The sequence below is a fragment of the Pseudomonas sp. GW822-FHT05A08 genome, assembly GCF_058800485.1.
Genome location: NZ_CM179511.1, coordinates 1,222,327 through 1,248,632, shown reverse-complemented (window position 1 = coordinate 1,248,632; position 26,306 = coordinate 1,222,327). Strand labels below are relative to the sequence as shown.

At 62.2% G+C, this 26,306-nt stretch carries 19 protein-coding genes and 1 CRISPR repeat array; of the genes, 10 read left to right on the top strand and 9 right to left on the bottom strand.

Annotated features, from left to right (window positions below; translation table 11 throughout):
* Positions 1-8: 8 nt before the first annotated feature.
* Positions 9-977, top strand: a complete 969-nt coding sequence (locus AC3RCP_RS05545) for an ABC transporter ATP-binding protein (RefSeq protein WP_009042158.1) — start codon at positions 9-11, stop codon at positions 975-977.
* Positions 977-1,948, top strand: a complete 972-nt coding sequence (locus AC3RCP_RS05540; RefSeq protein ID WP_101336838.1) for a peptide ABC transporter ATP-binding protein — start codon at positions 977-979, stop codon at positions 1,946-1,948. The genes AC3RCP_RS05545 and AC3RCP_RS05540 overlap by 1 nt, the downstream gene beginning before the upstream one ends.
* A gap of 117 nt (positions 1,949-2,065) precedes the next feature.
* On the opposite strand, the gene AC3RCP_RS05535 is transcribed toward AC3RCP_RS05540, so the two are convergent.
* Positions 2,066-2,326 carry a hypothetical protein gene (locus tag AC3RCP_RS05535; RefSeq protein ID WP_007927024.1) on the bottom strand — a complete coding sequence of 87 codons (261 nt, stop codon included), beginning with the start codon at positions 2,324-2,326 and terminating at the stop codon, positions 2,066-2,068.
* Between the two features lie 582 nt (positions 2,327-2,908).
* Between AC3RCP_RS05535 and AC3RCP_RS05530 the strand changes: the two genes are divergently transcribed.
* Positions 2,909-3,910, top strand: a complete 1,002-nt coding sequence (locus AC3RCP_RS05530; RefSeq protein ID WP_492569229.1) for a fimbrial protein — start codon at positions 2,909-2,911, stop codon at positions 3,908-3,910.
* A gap of 170 nt (positions 3,911-4,080) precedes the next feature.
* On the opposite strand, the gene AC3RCP_RS05525 is transcribed toward AC3RCP_RS05530, so the two are convergent.
* Positions 4,081-5,664, bottom strand: a complete 1,584-nt coding sequence (locus AC3RCP_RS05525) for a peptide chain release factor 3 (RefSeq protein WP_007923830.1) — start codon at positions 5,662-5,664, stop codon at positions 4,081-4,083.
* A 520-nt stretch (positions 5,665-6,184) separates the two neighbouring features.
* Here AC3RCP_RS05525 and AC3RCP_RS05520 point away from each other — a divergent pair.
* The 5 genes from AC3RCP_RS05520 (at position 6,185) to AC3RCP_RS05500 (ending at position 11,513) form a co-directional block, all read left to right on the top strand.
* A complete protein-coding gene (locus AC3RCP_RS05520) occupies positions 6,185-6,901 on the top strand; it encodes an ABC transporter permease (RefSeq protein ID WP_025806390.1) in 717 nt (238 codons plus the stop codon).
* Positions 6,902-6,921: 20 nt separating this feature from the next.
* Positions 6,922-7,815, top strand: coding sequence for a glycine betaine ABC transporter substrate-binding protein (locus AC3RCP_RS05515; protein WP_492569227.1), 894 nt, complete (start codon positions 6,922-6,924; stop codon positions 7,813-7,815).
* A gap of 14 nt (positions 7,816-7,829) precedes the next feature.
* Positions 7,830-8,483 (top strand): ABC transporter permease, encoded by a 654-nt coding sequence (locus AC3RCP_RS05510; protein ID WP_053259627.1) that lies wholly within the window; start codon positions 7,830-7,832, stop codon positions 8,481-8,483.
* Positions 8,480-9,637: an osmoprotectant ABC transporter ATP-binding protein OsmV gene (locus AC3RCP_RS05505; protein ID WP_274335807.1), complete on the top strand. Its 1,158-nt coding sequence runs from the start codon at positions 8,480-8,482 to the stop codon at positions 9,635-9,637. The genes AC3RCP_RS05510 and AC3RCP_RS05505 overlap by 4 nt, the downstream gene beginning before the upstream one ends.
* A gap of 712 nt (positions 9,638-10,349) precedes the next feature.
* Entirely contained in the window at positions 10,350-11,513 is a 1,164-nt protein-coding gene (locus AC3RCP_RS05500; protein WP_007923836.1) for a type III PLP-dependent enzyme, read from the top strand.
* 166 nt (positions 11,514-11,679) lie between these two features.
* Here AC3RCP_RS05500 and AC3RCP_RS05495 read toward each other — a convergent pair whose 3' ends face one another.
* Together AC3RCP_RS05495 and AC3RCP_RS05490 are read right to left on the bottom strand one after the other, a co-directional pair.
* Positions 11,680-12,462, bottom strand: coding sequence for a tetratricopeptide repeat protein (locus tag AC3RCP_RS05495; protein ID WP_492569225.1), 783 nt, complete (start codon positions 12,460-12,462; stop codon positions 11,680-11,682).
* A 3-nt stretch (positions 12,463-12,465) separates the two neighbouring features.
* Positions 12,466-13,146, bottom strand: coding sequence for a Fe2+-dependent dioxygenase (locus AC3RCP_RS05490; protein ID WP_009042146.1), 681 nt, complete (start codon positions 13,144-13,146; stop codon positions 12,466-12,468).
* 206 nt (positions 13,147-13,352) lie between these two features.
* Between AC3RCP_RS05490 and AC3RCP_RS05485 the strand changes: the two genes are divergently transcribed.
* Positions 13,353-15,626 carry a TonB-dependent receptor gene (locus tag AC3RCP_RS05485; RefSeq protein ID WP_274305530.1) on the top strand — a complete coding sequence of 758 codons (2,274 nt, stop codon included), beginning with the start codon at positions 13,353-13,355 and terminating at the stop codon, positions 15,624-15,626.
* Positions 15,627-15,926: 300 nt separating this feature from the next.
* Positions 15,927-18,452 (top strand): PepSY domain-containing protein, encoded by a 2,526-nt coding sequence (locus tag AC3RCP_RS05480; protein WP_492569223.1) that lies wholly within the window; start codon positions 15,927-15,929, stop codon positions 18,450-18,452.
* 101 nt (positions 18,453-18,553) lie between these two features.
* On the opposite strand, the gene AC3RCP_RS05475 is transcribed toward AC3RCP_RS05480, so the two are convergent.
* The 5 genes from AC3RCP_RS05475 to AC3RCP_RS05455 all read right to left on the bottom strand — a co-directional run bounded on the left by AC3RCP_RS05475 (position 18,554) and on the right by AC3RCP_RS05455 (position 26,297).
* Entirely contained in the window at positions 18,554-20,095 is a 1,542-nt protein-coding gene (locus AC3RCP_RS05475) for an alkaline phosphatase D family protein (RefSeq protein WP_492569221.1), read from the bottom strand.
* A 314-nt stretch (positions 20,096-20,409) separates the two neighbouring features.
* On the bottom strand, positions 20,410-20,988 hold the full coding sequence (locus AC3RCP_RS05470; RefSeq protein WP_150048992.1) for a hypothetical protein: 579 nt from the start codon (positions 20,986-20,988) through the stop codon (positions 20,410-20,412).
* Entirely contained in the window at positions 20,969-22,240 is a 1,272-nt protein-coding gene (locus AC3RCP_RS05465) for a PAAR domain-containing protein (RefSeq protein ID WP_492569219.1), read from the bottom strand. The genes AC3RCP_RS05470 and AC3RCP_RS05465 overlap by 20 nt, the downstream gene beginning before the upstream one ends.
* A gap of 247 nt (positions 22,241-22,487) precedes the next feature.
* Positions 22,488-22,996: direct repeats of the CRISPR family, unit length 28 nt; unit sequence TTTCTAAGCTGCCTATTCGGCAGTGAAC.
* A gap of 241 nt (positions 22,997-23,237) precedes the next feature.
* On the bottom strand, positions 23,238-23,609 hold the full coding sequence (locus AC3RCP_RS05460; RefSeq protein WP_492569217.1) for a DUF6124 family protein: 372 nt from the start codon (positions 23,607-23,609) through the stop codon (positions 23,238-23,240).
* Positions 23,610-24,554: 945 nt separating this feature from the next.
* A complete protein-coding gene (locus AC3RCP_RS05455) occupies positions 24,555-26,297 on the bottom strand; it encodes a PTS fructose-like transporter subunit IIB (RefSeq protein WP_492569216.1) in 1,743 nt (580 codons plus the stop codon).
* Positions 26,298-26,306 lie beyond the last annotated feature (9 nt).

The following is a 26,306-nucleotide window of genomic DNA, read 5'->3' as shown; positions in this document are numbered from 1 at the left end:
AGATTCCCATGTCACTGCTAGAAATCAAGAATCTCAACGTGCGCTTCGGCGACGCCCAGGCCGTTCCCGTGGTGGATGGCCTGGACCTGAACGTGGACAAGGGCGAAGTCCTGGCCATCGTCGGCGAATCCGGCTCCGGCAAGTCCGTGACCATGATGGCGCTGATGGGGCTGATCGAGCATCCCGGCATCGTCACCGCCGACGCCCTCAGCTTCGACGGCAAGGACATGCTCAAGCTCAGCGCCCGGCAACGCCGGCAGATCGTCGGCAAGGACCTGGCCATGGTGTTCCAGGACCCGATGACCGCTCTGAACCCGAGCTACACCGTGGGCTTCCAGATCGAGGAAGTGCTGCGCCTGCACCTGAAGATGTCCGGCAAGGCGGCCCGCAAGCGCGCCATCGAACTGCTGGAAAAAGTCGAGATCCCGGGCGCCGCCAGCCGCATGGACGCCTACCCGCACCAACTGTCCGGCGGCATGAGCCAGCGCGTGGCGATTGCCATGGCGATTGCCGGCGAGCCGAAGCTGCTGATCGCCGACGAACCGACCACCGCCCTGGACGTGACCATCCAGGCGCAGATCATGGAGCTGCTGCTCAACCTGCAACGCGAGCAGAACATGGGCCTGGTGCTGATCACCCACGACCTGGCGGTGGTCGCCGAGACCGCCCAGCGCGTGTGCGTGATGTACGCCGGGCAAGCGGTGGAAGTGGGCCAGGTGCCGGAGTTGTTCGACATCCCCGCCCATCCCTATACCGAAGCGCTGCTGGCAGCGATTCCCGAGCACAGCATGGGTGCCGCGCGCCTGTCGACGTTGCCGGGCATCGTTCCCGGTCGCTACGACCGTCCGCAAGGCTGCCTGCTCTCGCCGCGCTGCCCGTACGTGCAGGAAAACTGCCGCCAGCAGCGTCCAGGCCTCGACCCGAAAGCCGCCAGCCTCGCCCGCTGCTTCTATCCGCTGAATCAGGAGGTGGCGTAATGGCCGTCGTTCTTACCGCCCGCAACCTGACCCGTCACTACGAAGTGTCCCGCGGCCTGTTCAAGGGCCATGCGACCGTGCGCGCCCTCAACGGCGTGTCGTTCGAGCTGGAAGCCGGCAAGACCCTCGCCGTGGTCGGCGAGTCCGGCTGCGGCAAATCCACCCTGGCCCGGGCCCTGACCCTGATCGAAGAACCGTCTTCCGGCTCCTTGAAAATCGCCGGCCAGGAAGTCGCCGGCGCCGACAAGGCCCAGCGCAAGCAACTGCGCAAAGACGTGCAGATGGTGTTCCAGAGCCCCTACGCCTCGCTCAACCCACGGCAGAAGATCGGCGATCAACTGGCCGAGCCGCTGCTGATCAACACCCAACTGTCGGCCAGCGAGCGGCGGGAAAAGGTCCAGGCGATGATGAAGCAGGTGGGCCTGCGCCCCGAGCATTATCAGCGCTACCCGCACATGTTCTCCGGCGGCCAGCGCCAGCGTATCGCCCTGGCGCGGGCGATGATGCTGCAACCGAAAGTGCTGGTGGCGGACGAACCGACCTCGGCCCTCGACGTGTCGATCCAGGCCCAGGTGCTGAACCTGTTCATGGACCTGCAGCAGGAGTTCAACACCGCCTATGTGTTCATCTCCCACAACCTGGCGGTGGTGCGTCACGTCGCCGACCACGTGATGGTGATGTACCTCGGTCGGCCGGTGGAAATGGGCCCGAAAGAGGACATCTACACCCGTCCGCTGCACCCCTACACCCAGGCGCTGCTGTCGGCCACGCCGACCATTCACCCGGACCCGGACAAGCCGAAGATCAAGATCGTCGGCGAATTGCCCAACCCGCTGAACCCGCCATCCGGCTGTGCGTTCCACAAGCGCTGCCCATACGCCACCGAGCGTTGCAGCAACGAAGAGCCGGCCCTGCGCCTGCTCGACACCCGCCAGGTGGCCTGCCACTACGCCGAGCAGTTCCTCGGCTGAGCCGGCAAAAAAAGGCGCCGCGGTGACCCGCGGCGCCTCACTCGTGTTGACCAAACCCCATCTGCCGGATTGCGCATCAGTCCGGCAGGAGGGGTTTCTTTTTTCCGCCAGCCTGGCTCAGCCCTGGCTAGCCTCGTCATCACTGTCGGGATCCGGCTCGTCGGTGGTCGAATCGTCATCGCCCTCGCTACCACCCTGTCCCTGATCGCCCGGCTCGGATTCCGACTTGGCGATCATCTGTACCCCGTTCTGCAAATGCCCCGGCCCCCAGAAACCCGGCACCCGTGCGGCCTGGTCGCCGGCCCAGGCCGCGGACATGCCCAGCGACAACAGCACCAGCACCTTGAGTAACAGCACACCCCGTTGGAAGACATTCATGTTGATTCCGTCCCTTTATGTAGGTGAATCAATGATGGCCACAGGCCCTGACCTGCAAGACGCGGCTTCGTATGAAACCTAGCCCCTGAAACCTAGCCCCGAAGCCGGCGCTTTTCCAGATAGGAAGCTAGCTATCCGCCCACTGGATAGACGGCTTTCGACTAGGCCTTAAAACCTGCGGTTATGCCCCGCGTCCGCAGGAGCTGCCGGTCGACGCTCGATTGATCGCGATGGGCTGCGCAGCAGCCCCAAAACCTGCCACCGCCGTTCTGCCGGGGAAAATTCATTGCCCGAACGGACATCATCGCGGGCAAGCCTCGCTCCTACGGGGAGAAGGCGTCGCAGCAGCAATGGAAATACTCGCGCAAAACCAGGACCTGCGCGCAGGCATATCAGATTCATCTGATTCATCGATATGCCCGGGATCGATAACATTCCTTCCCCCGGCTGAAACTTATCCACAACACCATCGAGCCCTATCGTCGAGCAGAACACTCAGCAGAGCAGGCTAATCGAACCTCTGCTCAAGGAACGGCAGGGAAAGCCCTGCCCCGCTCACTTTCGCGACCAGACAGGTACCCCATGCTCTTCAAGAAAATGTTATCGGCATTGGTTCTGGTTACCACGCTAGCCGGAGCCCATTCGGCTTTTGCCGCATGTAGCTGGTGGAATCAGCCGCCAGCTAAGATCACGACCCCTCCCCTGGCAGGCACCACTAGCTTGTCCCCGGCACCGATCGGCCAGGCCATGGCATCGCAGAAAATCAGTTTTTACTCTGGCAATGCCGAGATCGTGTACTGTGCAACCGGCGATAAATGGGGCATGAACCTGAATGTCTCGGGCCTGGAATCTGCCGGGTTGCCCAATGTGTACAAGACCAATGTTGAAGGCGTCGGAATAAGAATCGGCTTTGACAGCCCACGCAATGGGACCTGGGGGAGCGTCAAATACCCCCCGTTTGAGTCTCAAACCTATCCGAATTGGTTATATCCCCTTCCTTCCCAAGTGGTCATTGACTTTATCCGCACCGGCACCGCGGTGGGCAAGGGGCCGATCTCATTCAACTTCAGCGCCTATTTCCAGGCAACCGGTTTAACCCCGATCAATATTGTCGGTACGAACCTGAAGACCGAAGTGGTCAATAACATCTACTTCAGCGCCTGCGAAGCACAGGTCAAGAGCCTCATCGTCCCCATGGGGAAAGTCGCCTCCGCCAATATCCGTACAGGCAACACCCAGGCGCAGAACTTCAATTTGAACGTGTACTGCAAGGGCCTGCGCCCCACCCAGCCGGCGCCGGTCAAGATCTATTTCCAGGGCGCCACCACCAGCGATGGCCTGCTCAAGTTCAACGATGCCGGGCAAAGCCATGTCGCCAGCGGCGCGGCCATCGAACTCACCAATGGCAAGGGCACCCGGCTTCCCTTCACCCCGAGCCAGGCCCTCAACCTCGACTGGCAGCACAGCCAACCCGACGCCGAGGTCTACCATTTTGCTGGCCAGGCCCGTTACGTCCCGAGCGGTGGCGAGGTGAAAGCCGGTAAAGCCGATGCGGTGGTCAGTTACGTGCTGGTGTACAACTGAGCCGGATCCCGCCCAGCGGCCCCAAAACCTGCCACCGCCGCTCTGCCTGAAAAAATTCATTGCCCGAACCGGCGCTTTCGCGGGCAAGCCTCGCTCCTACAACTGCATAGGGACATAAAAAAGCCCCGCTGTTTGGCAGCGGGGCTTTTGCTTGGGGCGTCGCTCAGACCTTAGTGATGCTCGCGGGTCGCGCGGAATTTCACGTCGGGCCAGCGCTCTTCCATCAGCGCCAGGTTGACCCGGGTCGGGGCCAGGTAGGTCAGATGACCGCCACCGTCCAGTGCCAGGTTTTCCACGGCCTTGTTGGAGAATTCCTCGAGTTTCTTCTTGTCGCTGCAATCGATCCAGCGCGCGGACCACACGGTAATCGGCTCGTAGGAGCACTCGACCTTGTATTCCTCTTTCAGGCGGCTGGCGACCACATCGAACTGCAGCACACCGACGGCGCCGAGGATGATGTCGTTGCTGCGCTCGGGGAAGAACACCTGGGTCGCGCCTTCTTCGGCCAGCTGTTGCAGGCCCTGGCGCAGTTGCTTGGATTTCAGCGGGTCCTTCAGGCGCACGCGGCGGAACAGCTCCGGGGCGAAGTGCGGGATACCGGTGAAGCCCAGGGCCTCGCCCTCGGTGAAGGTGTCGCCGATCTGGATGGTGCCGTGGTTGTGCAAGCCGATGATGTCGCCGGCGTAGGCTTCTTCGAGCTGTTCACGCTCGGAGGAGAAGAAGGTCAACGCATCGCCGATGCGCACGTCCTTGCCGGTGCGCACGTGGCGCATTTTCATGCCTTTCTCGTACTTGCCCGAGCAGATGCGCATGAAGGCGATACGGTCGCGGTGCTTGGGGTCCATGTTCGCCTGGATCTTGAACACGAAGCCTGTGAACTTCTCTTCCTGCGGCTCCACGGTACGCTCGTTGGCCACGCGCGCCAGCGGCAGCGGCGCCCAGTCGACGACGGCGTCGAGCACGTGGTCCACACCGAAGTTGCCCAGGGCGGTACCGAAAAACACCGGGGTCAGCTGGCCGTCCATGAACGCCTGCTGGTCGAACTCATGGCAGGCGCCCTGCACCAGCTCCAACTGCTCGATGAAGCGCTCGTACTCGTCGCCCAGGTGGGCGCGGGCTTCATCGGAATCGAGCTTCTCGATGATCTTGGTTTCGGTGCGCTCGTGACCGTGGCCGGGGGTGTAGACAATGATGTAGTCGCCCGCCAGGTGGTACACACCCTTGAAGTCGCGGTAGCAACCGATCGGCCAGGTGATGGGCGCCGCCTTGATCTTCAGGACCGCTTCGATTTCGTCGAGCAGTTCGATCGGGTCGCGGATGTCACGGTCGAGCTTGTTGATGAAGCTGACGATCGGCGTGTCGCGCAGACGGCAGACGTCCATCAGGGCGATGGTCCGTGGCTCTACGCCCTTACCGCCGTCGAGCACCATCAGCGCCGAATCCACCGCGGTCAGGGTGCGGTAGGTGTCTTCCGAGAAGTCTTCGTGGCCCGGGGTGTCGAGCAGGTTGATCATGTGTTCGCGATAAGGGAACTGCATGACCGACGTGGTAATGGAAATACCGCGCTGCTTCTCCATCTCCATCCAGTCGGAGGTGGCGTGGCGGTCGGACTTGCGGGACTTCACCGTACCGGCAACGGCAATCGCCTTGCCCATCAGCAAGAGCTTCTCGGTGATGGTGGTTTTACCCGCATCCGGGTGGGAAATAATGGCGAAAGTGCGGCGTTTCGCGACTTCGGCGGCCTGTTTGGTCATGGGAAATCGCCTGGCAGGTGATTCAAAAAAAGGGCGGCGAGTATAGCGCAAAGCAAGCTCCACGGACCACCGTTCGGCCCTCGCCCCTGCAACCCTTGCCCTGTAGCCGCTGCCGAGCAGCGCGAGGCTGCGATTGGCCCGGGCGGCATTGCGATGCGCTCTGTCAGGTATACCGAGGGGGCAGGTTTTGCGACGGCTGCGCCGCCGATCGCAGCCTCGCTGCGCTCGGCAGCGGCTACAGATGCCAGGCATCAGAGATATCGGAGTTATGGGATGGAGGGTGGCCAAACGCTGCCAAATATGGAACCTTTTAAAAGGTGGAGGCGTCCACTCCCCTGTTACGAGCATTCGTCAGGGGTAGAAAAATCAGCAAGTTAGCCTGACGAGGCTATGCGTATGGCTCGATCCCGCGCTGTTTCCAGCGCAGCGACGAGCTGCTTCTCGCGACCGTTCTTTTGGCAGCCAGGTATGGCCTTGCCACACGAAAGAATGCTCGCCGACATGAAAAAGGAGTCCGCCTGTGGCTATTCGCTATGGCAAAGGGCTGATAGGAGGCGCGGCGGTCATCGCTCTCCTGGCCCTGCTGGTCCACTGGATCGGCATCAGTACGATCGAACACTACCGCGACGATCTGTTGTTTTACCTGCAAGCCCATCTGTACCTGGTACTCGCTTCAATGTTCGCCGCCCTCGTGGTGGGGATACCCGCCGGCATCTTCCTCAGCCGACCGCAGATGGTCGGGCGTGCCGAGCGCTTCATGCAGCTGTTCAACATCGGCAACACCGTCCCTCCCCTGGCCGTCCTGGCCATCGCCCTGGGGATCCTCGGCATCGGCAGCGGGCCGGCCATCTTCGCCTTGTTCCTCGCCTCCTTGCTGCCCATCGTGCGCAACACCTACGAAGGCCTGAAAAACGTCCAGGGTTCCCTCAAGGAAGCCGCCGTCGGCATCGGCATGACGCCGCGCCAGGTGCTGTGGAAAGTCGAGCTGCCCAACGCCGTGCCGATCATCGTCGGTGGCGTGCGCGTGGCCCTGGCGATCAACGTCGGTACCGCGCCGCTGGCCTTCCTGATCGGCGCCAACAGCCTTGGCAGCCTGATCTTCCCCGGCATCGCCCTGAACAACCAGCCGCAACTGCTGCTCGGCGCGGCCTGCACCGCCTTGCTGGCGCTGCTGCTCGACGGCCTGGTGACACTGGCCAGCCGCCTCTGGCTGGAACGCGGCCTGCGCCCGTCTTAAGCCTGCGCGAAGGAATTCACATGAAAAAAATAGCTTTGATCATAGGCTGCATCCTGCTGTGCGCGGGAATTGCCCAGGCCGCGCAAAAGCCGGTGATCCGCATCGGCGCCCGGGTCTTCACCGAGCAGACACTGCTGGCGGAAATCACCTCGCAGTACCTGCGCGGCAAGGGCTACGACACCCGGGTCACCGGCGGCCTGGGCAGCAACCTGGCACGCAGCGCCCACGAAAGCGGGCAACTGGACATGCTCTGGGAATACACCGGGGTGTCCCTGGTGGCCTACAACCACGTGACGGAAAAACTCGACAGCCAACAGTCCTATGAGCGGGTCAAGGAACTCGACGGGAAAAAAGGCCTGGTCTGGCTGACCCCGTCGAAATTCAGCAATACCTACGCCCTGGCCTTGCCGAAAAACGTCGCGGACGCATACCCGCAGATCAACAGCGTCAGCGACCTGAAACACGTCCTCGACGCCGAACGCCAGGACCACCACCTGATCGCCCTGGACACCGAGTTCGCCAACCGCTCCGACGGCCTGCAAGGCATGGTCAAGCTGTACGGCATGGACCTGACCCGCAAGAACATCCGGCAGATGGACGCCGGGCTGGTCTACACCGCCCTGCGCAACGGCCAGGTGTTCGCCGGCCTGGTCTACACCACCGACGGCCGGCTCAATGCCTTCAACCTGAAATTGCTCAACGACGACCTGCATTACTTCCCGGACTACACCGCGGCCCCCGTGGTGCGCCAGACCTACCTCGACGCCCACCCGCAACTGGCCGCCGACCTCAAGCCACTGGCCGAACTGTTCGACGACGAAACCATGCGCCAGCTCAACGCCCGGGTCGACGTCGACCATGAAAGCCCATCCGCCGTTGCCGCAGATTTCCTGCGCCAGCATCCACTGAATTGAGGGAGGAAAGAGCCATGGAATTTCTCAACGCCTTTTCCCATCTCGACTGGCAGCAAGTCATCCAGCTGACCTGGCAGCACATCACCCTGGTGGGCATCGCCGTGACCCTGGCGATCCTCTTCGGCGTGCCCCTGGGCATCCTGATGACCCGCTTCCCGAGCCTGGCCGGGCCGCTGCAAGCCAGCGCCACCGTGCTGCTGACCATTCCGTCGATTGCCCTGTTCGGCCTGCTGCTGCCGTTCTACTCCAGGTTCGGCCAGGGCCTGGGGCCGCTGCCGGCGATCACCGCGGTGTTTCTCTACTCCCTGCTGCCGATCATGCGTAACACCTACCTGGCGCTGACCGGCGTCGAGCCGGGGATTCGCGAAGCGGCCCGCGGCATCGGCATGACCTTCGGCCAGCGCCTGCGCATGGTCGAGTTGCCGATCGCCGTGCCGGTGATCCTCGCCGGCGTACGCACCGCCGTGGTGATGAACATCGGCGTCATGACCATCGCCGCCACCATCGGCGCCGGCGGCCTGGGTGTGCTCATTCTTGCTTCCATCAGCCGCAGCGACATGTCGATGCTGATCGTCGGCGCGGTGCTGGTCAGCCTCCTGGCCATCTTCGCCGACCTGCTTCTGCAATGGCTGCAACGTTCGCTGACTCCAAAAGGACTGCTCAAATGATCGAACTTCAAAACCTGACCAAGACCTTCCAAAGCAACGGCAAGACCATCACCGCCGTCGACTCCGTAAGCCTGACCGTCAATGAAGGCGAAATCTGCGTGTTCCTAGGGCCATCGGGTTGCGGCAAAAGCACCACGCTGAAAATGATCAACCGCCTGATCAAACCGACCTCAGGCAAGATCCTGATCAATGGCGAAGACACCACCGATCTGGACGAAGTGACCCTGCGCCGCAACATCGGCTACGTGATCCAGCAGATCGGCCTGTTTCCCAACATGACCATCGAGGAAAACATTGTGGTGGTGCCCAAGCTGCTGGGTTGGGACAAGCAGAAATGCCATGACCGCGCCCGCGAGCTGATGAGCATGATCAAGCTCGAGCCCAAGCAATATCTGCATCGCTACCCACGGGAACTGTCCGGCGGCCAGCAACAGCGGATCGGCGTGATCCGCGCGCTGGCGGCCGATGCGCCGTTGCTGCTGATGGACGAACCTTTCGGCGCGGTCGACCCGATCAACCGCGAGATGATCCAGAACGAGTTCTTCGAAATGCAGCGGGCGCTGAACAAGACCGTGATCATGGTCAGCCACGACATCGACGAGGCCATCAAGCTCGGCGACAAGATCGCCATCTTCCGCGCCGGCAAGCTGTTGCAGATCGACCATCCAGATACCCTGCTGGCCCATCCGGCGGACGAGTTCGTCAGCAACTTCGTCGGCCAGGACAGCACCCTCAAGCGCCTGCTGCTGGTGAAGGCCGAGGACGCCGCCGACAACGCGCCGTCGGTGAGCCCGGAAACCCCGGTGGCCGACGCCCTGGAACTGATGGACGAACACGACCGCCGCTACCTGGTGGTGACCTGCGCCGACAACAAGGCCCTGGGGTATGTGCGCCGCCGCGACCTGCACCGCCAGACCGGCACCTGCGCCCAGTACCTGCGCGAATTCAACGCCACCGCCGCCTACGACGAACACCTGCGGATCCTGCTGTCGCGGATGTACGAGTTCAACCGTTCGTGGCTGCCGGTGCTGGATGCCGAGCGGGTGTTCCTCGGCGAAGTGACCCAGGAATCGATTGCCGCCTACCTCAGCTCCGGCCGCTCGCGCGGCATGAAAACCAACATCGTCTCGCCGGCCGAGACTGCACTGGCCTGACCTGCCGCATCGGCCCGATCTTGTAGCCGCTGCCGAAGAATGAGGCTGCGATCGGCCGCAAAGCGGCCGTGCCCCCCTGCCCTCGGTGCCCTGATATACCGAGGTGCCGGGTCTGCGCCTGCTTCGCAGTCGATCGCAGCCTCGTACCTCGGCAGCGGCTACAGTGCCTCGCGACACCAGCCCGCACTCGACCGGGAACCGGGCGCCTCACGCCACGGATTCCCCACCCTGGGGAACATCAGCCTGTCATCTGGGTCGGTTACATAAATGACTGGCTCGGACCACGCGACGAACGCGTGCAAAAACGCGACATTTTTTGTTGATCTCAGGCCCCTCACGCCCTAAAGTTCGCGCCGAACGTCCATGCTGGAAACGATCCATCCGGCTCAAGTACTGACGACGAGACAGCAAGGCCATAGGGAAACCTTTTGCAGATCGTTTGAGAGCGTAGCGAGCGCAGGCAAGACAAGGCGGGAAGAGGCGAGGAAGCGGAGTTTACTGGTTGTAAATGAGCATTCCGAGCTTCTTCCCAACGCAGTATTGCTCGCGTAGCGCCGAAGGCGCACAGCACGCAGTAGCTCTCAAACGATCCGGGTGGCCTTTTTGCTTTCGGCGGCAATGCCTTGGGAAGTAGGCGAACCAAAGTGGGGATACGGAGGACGTTCATTTGCACCCATTGTTTTTACCCGTTTGCCATTAGGAGCTCCCAGGTATGTCGATTCAGGTCGAAGACTATTTCGCGCGCGAAACCTTTCAGAAAATGAAGGCGTTCGCCGACAAGCAAGAAACCCCGTTCGTGGTGATCGACACCCAGATGATCGCCCAGGCCTACGATGACCTGCGTGCCGGTTTCGAGTTCGCCAAGGTCTACTACGCGGTAAAGGCCAACCCGGCCGTCGAAATCATCGACCTGCTGCGGGAAAAAGGTTCGAACTTCGACATCGCCTCGATCTACGAGCTGGACAAGGTGCTGGGCCGCGGCGTCAGCCCGGACCAGATCAGCTACGGCAACACCATCAAGAAATCCAAGGACATCCGCTACTTCTACGAGAAGGGCGTGCGTCTGTATGCCACCGACTCCGAAGCCGACCTGCGCAACATCGCCAAGGCCGCGCCGGGCTCGAAAGTCTATGTGCGCATCCTCACCGAAGGCTCGACCACCGCTGACTGGCCGCTGTCGCGCAAGTTCGGCTGCCAGACCGACATGGCCATGGACCTGCTGATCCTCGCCCGCGACCTGGGCCTGGTGCCTTACGGCGTGTCGTTCCACGTGGGTTCGCAACAGCGCGATATCAGCGTCTGGGACGCGGCGATCGCCAAGGTCAAGGTGATCTTCGAACGCCTGAAGGAAGAAGACGGCATCCACCTCAAGCTGATCAACATGGGTGGCGGCTTCCCGGCCAACTACATCACCCGCACCAATAGCCTGGAAACCTACGCCGAGGAAATCATCCGCTTCCTCAAGGAAGACTTCGGCGACGAGCTGCCAGAAATCATCCTCGAGCCAGGCCGTTCGCTGATCGCCAACGCCGGCATCCTGGTCAGCGAAGTGGTGCTGGTGGCGCGTAAATCCCGGACCGCCGTGGAACGCTGGATCTACACCGACGTGGGCAAGTTCTCCGGCCTGATCGAAACCATGGACGAAGCCATCAAGTTCCCGATCTGGACCGAGAAGAAAGGCGAGACGGAAGAAGTGGTAATCGCCGGCCCGACCTGCGACAGCGCCGACATCATGTACGAGAACTACAAGTACGGCCTGCCGCTGAACCTGGCCATTGGCGACCGCCTGTACTGGCTGTCCACCGGTGCCTACACCACCAGCTACAGCGCTGTGGAATTCAACGGCTTCCCGCCCCTGAAATCCTTCTACGTGTAAGCGATACGCCGCAACGAAAAAGCCCATGACCAGTCATGGGCTTTTTTATGCCTGCGCGATAAACGCTGAAAAAATGCCTCCGTAGGAGCGAAGCTTGCTCGCGATAGGCCGAAGGCCGGGGTGGCCTTGAGGCCGCCTTCGCGGGCAAGCCTCGCTCCTACAGAAGCTACAACCGGGCCAGTGCCTCGCGATCGGTTTCATCCCCCAACTGCGCCGCGCGCTGGTGATACGCCAGGGCCAGGCCACGGATCTGTGGATGGGCCGCCTGCAACAAGGCGCCGCGGGCGACCCGCAAGAAGTTCAGGTTGCCGCCTTCCAGGGCCTTGTTTAGCCAACCCAGCGCCTCGTCGATACGCCCGGCATCGGCGAGCACCGCGGCATGGCTGAACTGCCCACGAAAATCCCCGCCCTCGGCGGAACGGCGATACCAGTCACAGGCCGCCGCGACATCCCTGGGGCAGTGATGCCCCTCCTCCAGATAACGGCCCAACAGGTTCATGGATTTGGCGTGCCCCATGGCGGCCGCCCGCTGGTAGCAGCTCAAGGCCAGGGCCTGGTTTTCAGCGACCCCGCGACCGGTGGCCAGCAGGTTGGCGTAGTTGTACAGCGCCCAGTCCAGCCCGGCTTCGGCGGCCTGGCGATAATGCCCGGCGGCGACCTGGGCATCGGCCTCGCAGCCCCAGCCATGCTCATGGCAACGCCCCAGCATGTTGCGCGCCATCAACTGCCCGCCCTTGGCGGCGATCGCAAACCAGCGCAGCGCCAGCGCCTGGTCGCGCTCGATGCCCAGACCGTCGAGCAGGATCTGCCCGAGCAGCGCCTGGGCATCCGGCACGCCCTGCCCGGCCGCCAGCAGGATCGCCTGAGCGGCCCGGGCCGGGCTCTGTTCGAGCATGGCGCGCAGTTGCTCGCCGTCGAGGACTTCCTCGCGGCGTAACTGGAAACTCATGGCTTACACCTCGACCCAGCGACGCAACAGGTTATGGTAGGTGCCGGTCAGGCGGATCAGCGACGGATGCTCCGGCATGTCGCGGGTCAGTTGCTGGATCGCCTCGTCCATCTCGAACAGCAGGGCGCGCTGGCTGTCTTCGCGCACCAGGCTCTGGGTCCAGAAGAACGACGCGTAACGGGTGCCGCGGGTAACCGCATTGACCTTGTGCAGGCTGGTGCCCGGGTACAGCACCATGTCGCCGGCCGGCAGCTTCACCCGCTGGGTGCCGAAGGTGTCCTGGATTTCCAGCTCGCCGCCGTCGTAGTCCTCCGGGTCGCTGAAAAACAGGGTCGACGACAGGTCGGTCCGCACCCGCTCGACGCTGCCCTTGGGCTGGCGCACGGCGTTGTCGATATGAAAGTCGAAACTGCCACCGGCGGTGTAGCAGTTGAGCAGCGGCGGGAAAACCTTGTGCGGCAGCGCCGCCGACATGAAGCGCGGGTGCTGCCACAGGCGCTCGAGCATCGCCGCGCCAATCTCCTGGGCCAGCGGATGGCCTTCGGGCAGTTGCAGGTTGTGCTTGGCCTTGGCCGACTGGTAACCGGCAGTGATCTTGCCGTCGGCCCAGTCCGCCTGCTCCAGGGCCTCACGGATACGCAGCACTTCTTCACGGGAGAACAGGCCGGGAATATGCAGGAGCATGAGGCAATACCTGAAAGCAAAGGGGGTGCAAATGATATTGATTCTTATTGCAAATGTAAAATGCGCGGACGAATGAAAACGTAAAAACCGTAAAGCGAAATTGTAAAGAATGTAAATTCCGCGCGAATAGCAATATTTCGCAATTGATACATAGACTTGTTCGCCTTATATTCCGCCGCCTCAAATCCTTGGGGAGGGGAATCACCATGTCGCGCCAACCACCACAATTACCGCTCGGTTCACCACGCCTGCTGGCGTCTGCGATTGGCGTGGCGATCACCGCCGGCTCCGCAGCCCATATGGCTTTTGCCGCGGAAAACACCGAGAAGAAAGCCGCCGGCAATGCCATTTCCCTGGACGCCACCAGCATCACCGGTGAAGCCCAGGACCAGACGTCCTACCAGGTCGAAAAAGCCTCGTCGCAAAAGTACACCGCGCCGCTGGTCAACACGCCGCGCTCGGTCACCGTGGTGCCTCAACAAGTGCTCAAGGACACCGCCGCCACCTCGCTGCAGGACGCACTGCGCACCGTGCCGGGCATTACTTTCGGCGCCGGCGAAGGCGGCAACCCGCAAGGCGACCGTCCGTTCATCCGTGGCTTCGATGCCCAGGGCGACACCTATCTCGATGGCGTGCGCGATACCGGCGGCCAGAGCCGCGAGATCTTCGACATCGAATCGATCGAAGTCAGCAAGGGGCCCAACTCCTCCTTCGGCGGTCGCGGCTCGGCCGGTGGCAGCCTCAACCTGGTGAGCAAGACGCCCAAGCAGCAAGACTTCCTCAACGGCGGCTTCACCTACGGTTCCGACCAGACCCGCCGTTATGTGCTGGACGTCAACCGCCAGTTCCTCGACAGCGCCGCCTTCCGCCTGAACCTGATGAGCCACGAGCAGAACGTGGCCGGTCGCGACGCCGTCAACTACGACCGCTGGGGCGTGGCACCGTCCCTGACCTTCGGCCTGGGCACCCCGACCCGCGTCAACTTCAGCTACTACCACATGGAAAGCGACGACCTGCCGGATTCGGGCATTCCCTACGGCTACAGCTCGGCCAGCGCCACCGCCCACAAGCACGACAAACCCACCGACGGCGGCGACAGCGACAACTTCTATGGCTTGAAGGATCGGGACTTCCGCAAAACCCGCGCGGACATCAGCACCGTCTCCATCGAGCACGACCTGAACGACAACATGACGCTGAAAAACACCCTGCGTCATGGCAACACCGGCCAGGACTACATACTCACCCAGCCGGACGACAGCAAGTTCAACGTCAACAAGTACGGCACCGTGTGGCGTCGCGCCAACTCGCGGGTGTCCACCACCGAAACCACCACCAACCAGACCGACCTGTTCGGCGAATTCCAGGCCCTGGGCTTCAAGCACACCTACTCCACCGGCCTGGAGTTCACTGGCGAAGAGACTCGCGTCAGCAGCTACAACATCGCCGGCAACACCGCCAAGGTCTGTAACCCGGGCAGCATCCCGAGCTGCACCTCGCTGAGCAATCCGAACCCGGACGATGCCTGGACCGGCGCGATCAGCCGCAACTACTACGGCACCAACACCAAAGCCACCAGCCGCGCGGCCTATGTGTTCGACACCATCGAACTCGATCCGCAATGGCTGCTCAACGTCGGCCTGCGCTACGACACCTTCGACACCGTGGCCAATACCGACACCGCCACCGGGCGCACCAAGATCAAGGACGACAGCCAGTTCTGGAACTGGCAGGCCGGCCTGGTGTGGAAACCGACGGACAACGGCAGCGTTTATGCCTCCTACGCGACCTCGGCCTCGCCAGCGGGCGGCCTGGTGGGTGAAGGCGCGGACGGCAACCCGCTGTCCGCCGGCGCCAGCGTCAGCGATCTGCAACCGGAAGAAACCGTCAACTACGAGCTGGGCACCAAGTGGGACGTGTTCAACGACCGCCTGTCCCTGACCGCCGCGGTGTTCCGTACCGAGAAGAAAAACACCCGCATCCTGGTGGATGCCCTGACCTACCAGAACGCCGGTGAGTCCCGCGTCGACGGCCTGGAGCTGTCGGCCAGCGGCAAGATCACCGACAAGTGGCAAGTCTTCGCCGGCTACAGCTACCTGAAAAGCGAGCTGGTGGACGCCGGCCTCAACGGGCGTAACGGGGTCGTCAGCGCCGGTTCGAACAAAGGCAATGAAATGCCGAATACGCCGAAAAACAGCTTCAGCCTGTGGACCACTTATGAAGTGCTGCCGAAGCTGACCGTCGGCGGCGGTGCGTTCTATGTCGACGAGGTGTATGGCGATGCCGGCAACACCGTGTATGTGCCGTCCTACACCCGCTACGACGCCATGGCCAGCTACAAGCTGAGCAAGAACGTCGACCTGCAGTTGAACGTGCAGAACCTGACCGACAAGACCTACTACGACAAAGCCTACTCGGCGCACTTTGCCAACCAGGCAGCCGGCCGTACCGCCTTGTTCACCACCAACTTCCACTTCTGACGGGTTTCACCTGTAGCCGCTGCCGCAGGCTGCGATCGGGGCGCAGCCCCGCAAAGCTGGCGCTGCGGTATGCCTGACCTGTACGGGCGTCGGGTTTGGCGACTGCTGCGTCGGAATGCCGCCCAAGCCGATCGCTGGAGGACCTGCGGTCCTATCGCAGCCTTCCGCAGCGGCTACAAACGCATGAGCCCCACCTGTTTCGGCAAGTGGGGCTTTTGTGCGTAAGAAAGAATGTTTCTCGACAACTCACGGCATAATGCGCGCCGTGGCACAGACTTAAGAACCAACGAGGCGGTCGATGTGTTGAAGAAAACCCTGTTCCAGTTGCACTGGTTTTTCGGCATCAGCGCCGGCCTGGTCCTGGCCTTGATGGGCATTACCGGAGCGACCGTGTCGTTCCAGGATGAAATCCTGCGTGCCCTCAACCCCTCCACACTGCAGGTGGAGAAACAGCCGGCCGGGGTCCTGCCGCCCGCCGAGCTGGTGGAAAAAATCCAGGCGGCCTCGGGCAAGACCGTGTCGATGCTCACCGTGGAAGCCGACAGCGGAAACGCCGCCCGCGTGTGGTTCACCCCGCCACCGGGCCAGCGCCGTGGCGAAATGCGTTATTTCGACCCCTACACCGGCGAATTCATGGGCGCCGCCCTTGGCCAGGACTTCTTCGGCCTGATGCTGCAACTGCACCGTTTCCTGGCCATGGGCGACAGCGGCCGGCAGATCACCGGCGCCTGCACCCTGATCCTGATTTTCTTCTGCCTGTCCGGCCTCTACCTGCGCTGGCCGCGCCAGGTGGCGAGCTGGCGCGCCTGGCTGACCCTGGACTGGGCGAAAAAAGGCCGTGGCTTCAACTGGGACCTGCACGCCGTGGCCGGGACCTGGTGCCTGTTGTTCTATCTACTGGCCGCGCTGACTGGCTTGTCCTGGTCCTACGAGTGGTACAACAAGGGCCTGAACAAACTGCTGGCCGACTCGCCACAGAGCCAACGCATGAAAAACCGGGGCGCGCCGCCCCAGGGCCCGGCGCCGACCGCCGACTACAACGCCATGTGGCTGGGCATCTACAGCACCGCCGGCAAGGACCTGAGTTCCTACAACATCCGCATGCCGGCGGTGGCCGGCCAGCCGGCGACCGTGTTCTATCTGCTGAAGAATTCGCCCCATGACCGGGCGCTGAACCAGATCACCATCGACCCGAACAGCGGCGTAGTCAGCCGCCATGACCGCTACAGCGACAAGAGCCTCAAGGCGCAGTTGCTGACCAGCATTTATGCCCTGCACGTGGGCAGTTACTTCGGCATTGTCGGGCGGATCCTGGTGACCATTGCTTCGCTGACCATGCCGCTGTTCTTCATCACTGGCTGGCTGCTGTACCTGGATCGCCGGCGCAAGAAACGCCAGATCAAGGACGCGCGCCAGGGCCTGAGCGCCGACACCGGCGATACCTCGGCCTGGCTGATCGGTTTCGCCAGCCAGAGCGGTTTCGCCGAACAACTGGCCTGGCAGACCGCCGGACAATTGCAGGCCGCCGGTGTACCGACCAGGGTCCAGCCGCTGGCCAGCGTCAGCGAGCAGGACCTGCTCAATACCCAGAACGCATTGTTCGTGGTCAGCACCTTCGGCGACGGCGAAGCGCCGGACAGCGCCCGGGGCTTCGAGCGCAAGGTGCTGGGCCGCGCCCTGTCCCTGGACAACCTCAAGTACGCCGTACTGGGCCTGGGCGACCGGCAATACCCGCACTTCTGTGGTTTTGCCAAACGCCTGCATGGCTGGCTGGCCGAGCATGGCGGCAACACCCTGTTCGCTCCGGTGGAAGTCGACAGCGGCGACAGCTACGCCCTGCGCCACTGGCAGCAGCAACTGGGCCAGTTGATCGGCCAGGCGCCGGTGGACCTGTGGCAGGCGCCCGCCTACGACAACTGGACCCTGAACCAACGCGAGCTGTTGAACCCGGACAGCAGCGGTTCGGGCGTCTACCTGCTGGGCCTCACCCCACCGCAGCCGAGCAGCTGGCTGGCCGGCGACCTGGTAGAAGTGCTGCCGCGCAATTGCGCGTGGGCCATCGAGTTCTTCCTCGACGGCCTCGGCCTGGACGGCAGCGCCACGGTGCAGCTCGACGGCCTGACGGAAACCCTGACCCAGGCCCTGGCCAGCCGCCAGCTCCCGGAAAACCGTGCCCACCTGGTGGGCCTGCATGCCCAGGCGCTGGTGGATGCCCTGGTGCCGCTGGCCATGCGCGAATACTCCATCGCCTCGATTGCCAGCGACGGCCAGTTGGAACTGTTGGTGCGCCAGGAACGCCACCCCGACGGCAGCCTGGGCATCGGCTCCGGCTGGCTCACCGAGCATGCGCCGGTCGGTTCGGCCATCAGCCTGCGGGTGCGGCGCAACAGCGGCTTCCATCTGCCGGCCGAGCCTTGCCCGCTGATCCTGCTGGGCAACGGCACAGGCCTGGCCGGCTTGCGCAGCCTGCTCAAGGCGCGCATCGCCGACGGCCTGCAAGACAACTGGCTGATCTTCGGCGAGCGCAACGCCGAGCATGACTTCTACTGCAAGGACGAGTTGCAGGAATGGCTGACCGCCGGCGACCTGCGCCGCCTGGACCTGGCCTTCTCCCGCGACCAGGCCGAGAAGATCTACGTCCAGGATCGCCTGCGCCAACAGGCCGAACGCCTCAAGCAATGGCTGGCCGACGGCGCCGCGATCTACATCTGCGGCAGCCTGCAAGGCATGGCCTCGGGCGTGGATCAGGTGCTCAACGAAGTGCTGGGCGCCGAGGTCGTCGAACGGCTGATCGAGCAAGGCCGCTATCGCCGCGACGTCTACTGACCCACTCCACGCTTATGTAGGAGCGAAGCTTGCTCGCGATAGGCCAAAGGCCGGTAGCGGCCTTGATACCGCCATCGCGGGCAAGCCTCGCTCCTACATGACTACACCGGCTGCAACTTGCGCTCGAACACCGCCACCCCGTCCAGGTCCCGCAGCGTCACCTTCAACTCCCCACTCTGCCCTTCGATCTGCACCTCGCCGAAGAACTGGAACCCGGCGAACGGCGAGGTGTTCTGCGCCGGCGGCGCCTTCTGGAATACCACCTCCGGGCCGAAGGTCTGGTCCAGCGCGTTGGGCCCGAAACTGCCGGCATTCAAAGGCCCGGCGACGAATTCCCAGAACGGTTCGAAGTCCTGGAATGCCGCGCGGTCCGGGTGGTAATGGTGCGCCGCGCAGTAATGCACATCCGCCGTCAGCCATACATGGTTGCGCACCTTGTGCTTGCGCAGGAACGCCAGCAACTCGGCGATCTCCAGCTCGCGGCCCTGGGCCGGGCCCGGGTCGCCGTTGGCGATCGCCTCCCAGCGCGGCACGCCGGGGCTGACCTCGCCGTCCGGCACGCCAAGGCCGATGGGCATGTCGGCCGCCACCACCTTCCACTGCGCCTTGGAGTGCTTGAGCCCCTGCTTGAGCCAGTCCAGCTGCTCACGGCCAAGAAACGGCTTGGCCGCGCCAAGGTTGTCGTCGTTGCCACCGCGATAGCTGCGCATGTCCAGCACGAACACATCCAGCAGCGGCCCGTAGCTCAGCTTGCGATAGATCCGCCCGCCTTGGTCGGCGCTCTGCAAGCGCATCGGCGCGTATTCCAGCCAAGCCTGCCGCGCACGCCCCACCAGGGTGTGGATATCTTTAGTGGTGTAACGCTCATCCAGCATCTTGCTCGGCGACCAGTTGTTGACCACCTCATGGTCGTCCCACTGCCAGATCTGCGGCACCTCCGCGTTGAAGCGCCGCACGTTCTCGTCCAGCAGGTTGTAGCGGTAGTTGCCGCGGTATTCGTCGAGGGTCTCGGCGACCTTGCTCTTGGCCTCGGTGGTGATATTGCGCCACACCCGACCGTTCTCGGTGGTCAGCTGCGCCGGCACCGGGCCGTCGGCGTAAATGGTGTCGCCGCTGTGGATAAAAAAGTCCGGCAGGCGCCGGCGCATGGCCTCGTAGATACGCATGCCGCCAATGTCCGGGTTGATGCCAAAACCCTGGCCGACGGTGTCGCCGCTCCAGACAAAACGGATATCGCGGCGAGTCTGTGGCACGCTGCGCAAATGGCCGAACCAGGGCTTGCTGCGCACGCCGGTCTGCGCGTCCTCGAAATACACCCGATAAAAAATCGCCTGATCAGTGGGCAGCCCGCCCAACTCGACCCGCGCGGTGAAGTCGGTGCGAGCATCGACCAGGGGTGAGACAAACTTGCGCGGGTTGCTGAACAGGCTGCGTGTATCCCACTCCACCACCATCCGCGCCGGCCGGTCGGTACGGCTCCAGACCATCGCCCGATCGCCAAGCAAGTCCCCGGACTGCACGCCATCGACCATCTTCGGCCGGTCCTTGGGCGACGCGATCACCGCCGGCGCCAGCCCCGGCAGCAACAACCCCGCCCCCGCCACCTGAATCAAACGCCGCCGACCGAGAGTGAAATCGCTCATGGTTGCTCCCTGACCACCTGTCAAAAGGCAACCTTAGTAGGCGGCGATGAAGGGGATATGACAAGGGACGGGGCTGGCAAATGTCATGGCTGCAAAAACGGGACGCGGTGTTATTCCCGGCACTGGCGGATGCTGGGGGATAAGCGTTGGGGCTGCCTATACGGCAGTGAACGCCTGTTCCGCGAGTGCAGACATTCGTTCAGGCTCGATTATCTGTGGCGAGCTGCTCGTAATCGAATGCTACCTGCCCGCCGCAGCTGTCAGCGTGTGCTCATTCAGGGTGATTCAAGGACGGAAAGGATCAGGCCCGCCATTTACTGTGGAGCAGGACAGCTCTTGGCGGCGGCCTGGAGCGCCTTTGCGTAGTCCACGTAGGTTTCTAGATCGTAAGGTTCGGCGGTTATTTCAAAGCTCGACTCTCCGTCTGAGCCGATCTCCTGCCAGACTTCCAGAGCCCATTTCCGACCATTCTGCGATGCTACCAAGTCAAAAGTATGGCTATTCAGATCACTGCTTTCACCTAGAAAGGAGTAGCGATAATGCAGACTCTTGTACCAGTTAGGTATCGCCGTAATTGCTCTAATGGCGTTTTTTGCGAGTCCCTTATCGGTCTCATTCAACTCATACATTTTGCCAATGATGAGTTTTCCAGTTCGTTCTAGTTCTGCTATCGGTACAGGCAGCGGTTCTCGACTGATCAACCGAGAATACTGGCAGTCAAACACCCAGCGACCAGTCTTCACATAGTCGTCGGCGTAGATCACCACGCCGTTGCCCAAGTCCGTCTTGTATACGCTCGTCATTACTTTGAATCCGTAGTTGGCCGCAATCAGCAACAAAGGAGAAAAAATGCTAAAGGCTATCCAGAAGCCTTTACTTCGGTAAAAACTCAAAGTGGCCTCCCGGTACGCCAAGGGGTGTATCACCAGAAATCACGGGATTGATAGCGCCCATGGTCTGGTAAGTGAATTCGAGTAAACGATGGCTATTCTTTCGCTCCTTTTCCAGTGTTTCCCACTTCCTGCACCATTCTTTCCCAGGTGCTGCGTTGCCACTGATTCCGCAAAGATCGCCCATGCGGCGCTCATCGAACGAACCCCAGGTGTTCTTGTAGTCCGAGCGTCGAACAAAGGCGTGCACCTTGATCTGCAGGTGATTGGCCATCAACTGCGCCAGGCTCTCATTCGTCTGCGGAAAGAACTGGATACCATCTTCGACGGGGAAGTCTGACCGATTGCCCATGCCGGTCCTACAGGCGTAGCTGTCGATCTGCGCCGAACTGGCAAACGCCGAAGGTGAAATCTTCTCGTAGCTCAGTACGTCCAGGGACATTTGGAAGTCCCCGGCAAGCTGATAGCCGAAGGCGATCCGATGCGGCACGCCGTGGCTGAACAGCGATAGGTGTTGGATGGGTGATTGCTTGCGGTCCTTGCCCTGGTTCATGTAGTCGATCAGTTCCTGAACGTTGGTTACGCCAATAAAGCCAGCATCATAGGCATCAGCGGATTCACGTGCCGCACTGAGCATTGCTTCGCTGTATGACGGGGTGAACACTACCAGCGTCCGCGCCAGGGCAGGCTTGCTGCGCTTGAATTCAGCCAGCTCGCGCACAGCCTGGCCGATGAACATCATTTGGTTACCCGAGCCTGTGTCGTGCTGGCTGCCGGCGACTGCGATTAGCTCGGGAGTCAACGGCTCCTTCGGGGTTGTTAAGGACGAATTGCCAGGTTGCACCAGAGCGCCCGAGAGCAAGGCGCGCTGCTCCAGTTGTGGGTCGGCCAACAGCTCAGACATCAGTTGATCGTTCACTGAGCCGTCCGGGCGCACGGCACCGAGCTTGGCGAAGTCAACGATAGCCTGGGTTGCTGCACCGCCGAACTGGAAGCCGCCGAAGGTATCGGGGCTGCCCGAGATGATCGTTCCGCCGTGATTGGTAGGACTGCCCAGGTGAGCCATTGGGCGCCCGTTCAAGATGATCGAGGGAAACCCCGTGGTAATAACCGCACCAAAACCGCAGATGTCACCGACTCGGGCGGCACCCATGAAGTTGATGTTTATGTCACTGGAAGCGGAGGTAATCGAGGTGGTGCCATGACCTGGAAGTGGGCAGACGTGTTTGTCGCCCAGACGAGCAGAGGGGAGCATTTATCATCCTTGCCTTAGCTGATCCGTGAGGGAGGCTCTGATTCTTTGCAACTCCCCGAACCTAGCAAGTGGCGAAAGGCAAGGCTGTAAGACGATTCTGAACTTTGATGACGTGGCTGTTTTGGTAGCTCGCCTCTTACGGGTCTACAGACAAAAAAACGCCCCGATCGGGATCGAGGCGAGCTCCCACTCTACCGACCATTAACGCCAGTCGTTAAAGCGAGTTGGGCCATACCTTCAATGCGTTTATGGCAGCTGCCTATTCGGCAGTGAACACTCACCCCGCGCCCATCGGCAACCAGCGGGATTTCTAAGCTGCCTATCCGGCAGTGAACGGCTTCTGAAAGTTGAGTGTTGGTTTGGGAAATTTCTAAGCTGCCTATCCGGCAGTGAACAGACTACCGACCTGATTGGGCCGGCGCTGGACTTTTCTAAGCTGCCTATTCGGCAGTGAACGCGGTAGTCGGAGGGCAGACCGGCCTTTTTCATTTCTAAGCTGCCTATTCGGCAGTGAACCGCTCGTGCGTCATGGCATGCTTGCTCTGTCGTTTCTAAGCTGCCTATTCGGCAGTGAACCAAGTGCGCCACCGAGCAGCTCGGCACCGTCTTTTCTAAGCTGCCTATTCGGCAGTGAACGCGATTGCTTTTGATGCGGGCAATCTGCTGGCTTTCTAAGCTGCCTATTCGGCAGTGAACAAACAGGGCTCCTCGAACTTTTCCTGCACCAGTTTCTAAGCTGCCTATTCGGCAGTGAACTAGACAAATATCCCAATAGCACCATGATTTCAAAGAGAAATCATGCTGAACACCGTATTTACCCCTCTTTTCGGGGACCTTTGTAAGTGCTTGATTTACATAGGTCCGGAATCCGCTCGGAAAAAAGGGTCAGCGTCAGGGAGCAGAGCACCGGTGCTCAGACTAGCGTCATGGATTTGTTTTGTCTGGCCCGACCAGCCGCGAATATCAAGAAGGATCGCGGCCAGCGGGCCGTTGCCGATCAGCGACGATTACCGTCGAGCAAGGCATCCACCACTCCGCGCGCCATTTCCACGGAATGCACCAGCGACCAGATCAGGCCACGCTCGATACCGCTGGCGTGTTCGGTGATCTCGTCGGAAACCTCCTCGGCGGATTTAAGCAGCATGGACACGTGAAGCAACGCCTCTTCGGCGCTGATGCCGGGGCGGACGGTGAAGAGCGAATCGTTACCCGCAGGCCCCGCCGCGGTGGGTTTCAAGGCTGCGAGCAACGAACCTTCCACCGGATGATTGGCCAACGCCTGACGGACCTGCTCATTGGCCTGGTCGTGTTCTGGATTGCGGCGTGAGAACGGCAGGGAAACGGGTGGATCGGGGACGAGTTTTTTCATGGTGTGGCTCCTCGACATGAAGCCACCACCCACCGCTGCTAGACGGCATAGAAAGGTGGCGGCTGTACGCGGGCTAGCAGACCGGGTCAAGGAAACCGGCGCGCCCGAAGGCGCTCCCACGCACAGCCGCCATAACAGAACACTGCAAATGGAAAATGCAGTGCTGATGGTGCGACTTGCGTCTTGACCCGGGCTGCTAGACCCGATCACCGAAAAGTCAGTGACGAACCCGAGGCTAGATAGCGCCGTTACCAGACGCAAGCGGCCCGGAGTTTCTCGGAAAAGCCTTACAAAATAAAGCGAAGAGCCTCACTTTCAGACAGCGTCTTACACGACAAACCTGTCAGCCGCGGGACCTGATCGCGAGCAAGCTCGCTCCTACAAAAGGCTCCGATATAACCGCGATCTCTGTAGCCGCTGCCGAAGGCTGCGATAGGACCGAAGGTCCTCCAGCGGGCTCAAGATCCTGCGCCTGCTGCGCAGTCGATCGCAGCCTCGCAGGCTCGGCAGCGGCTACAGGGTTTAGCGCCGACTGGTAGGTCGCGCATGCCTTTGGCTTTGGCTTTGGCTTTTGATTCTGCTCTTGATCCACCCGCCCCATCGGGAGGCCGAGCGGAGGTGTTCATCAGGGGGATGGCGCGCAGCGCCCCTCGACGCAGTCGAGGACATCGTATGGAGGTCGAAGCGAAGCCGACCGGAGTCGATGCCCCCTGATGGACGCCGGAGCGAGGGAACCTGAGCGCAGCGAAGGCCGTACGCAGGGGCAAGCGTTTTTGCTTACTTTTTTGGCGTCTGAAAAAAGTGAGTCGCCGTAAGGGCGAAACCGCCAGCAGCCGTGACCGCAGAAACGGATATGTACCCCGTCCAAAAAATGCAGCGCCAGCGCGAACGCCATCGCGGGCAAGCCTCGCTCCTACGGAAACGAGGCAAGCCCGCCTGAGGCACTCAGGCCTTGACCGGCTCCAGCGCCAGCTCAGCCGCCTCCGGCCGCTTCACCACCGCATACACCACCGCCGTCAACAAACTCCCCGCCACAATCGCCAGCAAATACAACAACGCATGATTGATCGCATTCGGAATCAACATCACAAACAACCCACCATGGGGCGCCATCAGTTTGCAGCCGAAATACATCGACAGCGCCCCGGTCAGCGCGCCGCCAGCGATGCTCGCCGGGATCACCCGCAACGGGTCCTTGGCGGCGAACGGAATCGCCCCTTCGGAGATAAAGCACAGCCCCAGCACCAACGCCGCCTTGCCGGCTTCCCGCTCGCTCTGGGCAAACTTGCGCCGGGCGATAAAGGTGGCGATGCCCAGGCCAATCGGCGGCACCATGCCGGCGGCCATGGTCGCCGCCATCGGTGCATAACTCTGCGACGCCAGCAGCCCCACGGAGAAGGCATAGGCCGCCTTGTTGATCGGCCCGCCCAGGTCGACGCACATCATGCCGCCGAGCAATACCCCCAGCAGGATCGCGTTGGTGGTACCCATGCTGTCGAGGAAGTGGGTCAGGCCGGCGAGCATCCCCGCCACCGGCTTGCCGACCACGTAGATCATCACCAGGCCGGTGAACAGGCTGGCCAGCAACGGGATGATCAGGATCGGCTTCAAGGCCTCCAGGCTCTGGGGCAAGCGCGCGTATTTACTGATGGCCTTGGCCGCATAGCCGGCGATGAAACCGGCAATGATCCCGCCGATAAAGCCCGCGCCCAGGGTGCTGGCGAGCATGCCGCCGATCATCCCCGGCGCCAGACCCGGGCGGTCGGCGATGGAATAGGCGATGTAACCGGCCAGCAGCGGCACCATCAGCTTGAACGCAGTGTCGCCGCCGATCTGCATCAACGCCGCGGCCAGGGTGCCCTCCTCCTTGAACGCGGTGATGCCGAAGACGAAGGACAGGGCGATCATCAAGCCCCCCGCCACCACCATCGGCAGCATGAACGACACGCCGGTCAGCAGGTGCTTGTAGACCCCGGTTTTCTCCTGCTTGGCCGGCGCCGCGCCAGCGCCCGCCGCTGCCGATTCCACTTGCCCTTCGGCCAGGGCCTTGTTCAGGGTCGCCTCGGCTTGCTTGAGGGCGATGCCGGTGCCGCAGCGGTAGATCTTCTTGCCGGCGAAGCGCTCGGTGGGCACTTCGATGTCCGCGGCCAACAGCACCACGTCCGCCGCGGCGATGGCTTCGGCGCTCAACGGATTGCGCGCACCCACCGAGCCCTGGGTTTCCACTTGCAGCTCGTACCCCAAGCGCTTGGCGGTCTGCTGCAAGGCCTCGGCCGCCATGAAGGTGTGGGCCACGCCGGTCGGGCAAGCGGTGACCGCCACCAGCCGGGGCGCGTTCTTGCTGGCCGGCGCCGGCTCGGCCACGGCTTCGGCCGCGGCATACACCTGGGCCTCCTCGGCGCCACGGCGCAGCACGCCGTCGACGTCCTGCAGGGCCACGGAGGGCGAGCTCTGGAACACCCGTTTGCCGACAAAACGCGACATGTCCAAAGGCCCGGTGCTGACCACCAGCACCCATTCGGCCGCTTCAAGGGTGGCGGCCGACAATTGCCGCTCCGGGTGCGCCTCGTCATGCACTTCGACGCTGGTGCTCCAGCCCTGGCGCTGGGCCGCGGCGTCCAGCAACCGGGCGCACAGCACACTGGTGACCATGCCGTTCGGGCAGGCGGTAACAATGGCTAACTTCATGACCAACCC

Bases quoted from the DNA above. Each gene is read 5' to 3' on its own strand.
- AC3RCP_RS05545 (WP_009042158.1), top strand. From the start codon at position 9: ATGTCACTGCTAGAAATCAAGAATCTCAACGTGCGCTTCGGCGACGCC.
- AC3RCP_RS05540 (WP_101336838.1), top strand. From the start codon at position 977: ATGGCCGTCGTTCTTACCGCCCGCAACCTGACCCGTCACTACGAAGTG.
- AC3RCP_RS05535 (WP_007927024.1), bottom strand. From the start codon at position 2,326: ATGAATGTCTTCCAACGGGGTGTGCTGTTACTCAAGGTGCTGGTGCTG.
- AC3RCP_RS05530 (WP_492569229.1), top strand. From the start codon at position 2,909: ATGCTCTTCAAGAAAATGTTATCGGCATTGGTTCTGGTTACCACGCTA.
- AC3RCP_RS05525 (WP_007923830.1), bottom strand. From the start codon at position 5,664: ATGACCAAACAGGCCGCCGAAGTCGCGAAACGCCGCACTTTCGCCATT.
- AC3RCP_RS05515 (WP_492569227.1), top strand. From the start codon at position 6,922: ATGAAAAAAATAGCTTTGATCATAGGCTGCATCCTGCTGTGCGCGGGA.
- AC3RCP_RS05510 (WP_053259627.1), top strand. From the start codon at position 7,830: ATGGAATTTCTCAACGCCTTTTCCCATCTCGACTGGCAGCAAGTCATC.
- AC3RCP_RS05505 (WP_274335807.1), top strand. From the start codon at position 8,480: ATGATCGAACTTCAAAACCTGACCAAGACCTTCCAAAGCAACGGCAAG.
- AC3RCP_RS05500 (WP_007923836.1), top strand. From the start codon at position 10,350: ATGTCGATTCAGGTCGAAGACTATTTCGCGCGCGAAACCTTTCAGAAA.
- AC3RCP_RS05495 (WP_492569225.1), bottom strand. From the start codon at position 12,462: ATGAGTTTCCAGTTACGCCGCGAGGAAGTCCTCGACGGCGAGCAACTG.
- AC3RCP_RS05490 (WP_009042146.1), bottom strand. From the start codon at position 13,146: ATGCTCCTGCATATTCCCGGCCTGTTCTCCCGTGAAGAAGTGCTGCGT.
- AC3RCP_RS05485 (WP_274305530.1), top strand. From the start codon at position 13,353: ATGTCGCGCCAACCACCACAATTACCGCTCGGTTCACCACGCCTGCTG.
- AC3RCP_RS05475 (WP_492569221.1), bottom strand. From the start codon at position 20,095: ATGAGCGATTTCACTCTCGGTCGGCGGCGTTTGATTCAGGTGGCGGGG.
- AC3RCP_RS05465 (WP_492569219.1), bottom strand. From the start codon at position 22,240: ATGCTCCCCTCTGCTCGTCTGGGCGACAAACACGTCTGCCCACTTCCA.
- AC3RCP_RS05460 (WP_492569217.1), bottom strand. From the start codon at position 23,609: ATGAAAAAACTCGTCCCCGATCCACCCGTTTCCCTGCCGTTCTCACGC.
- AC3RCP_RS05455 (WP_492569216.1), bottom strand. From the start codon at position 26,297: ATGAAGTTAGCCATTGTTACCGCCTGCCCGAACGGCATGGTCACCAGT.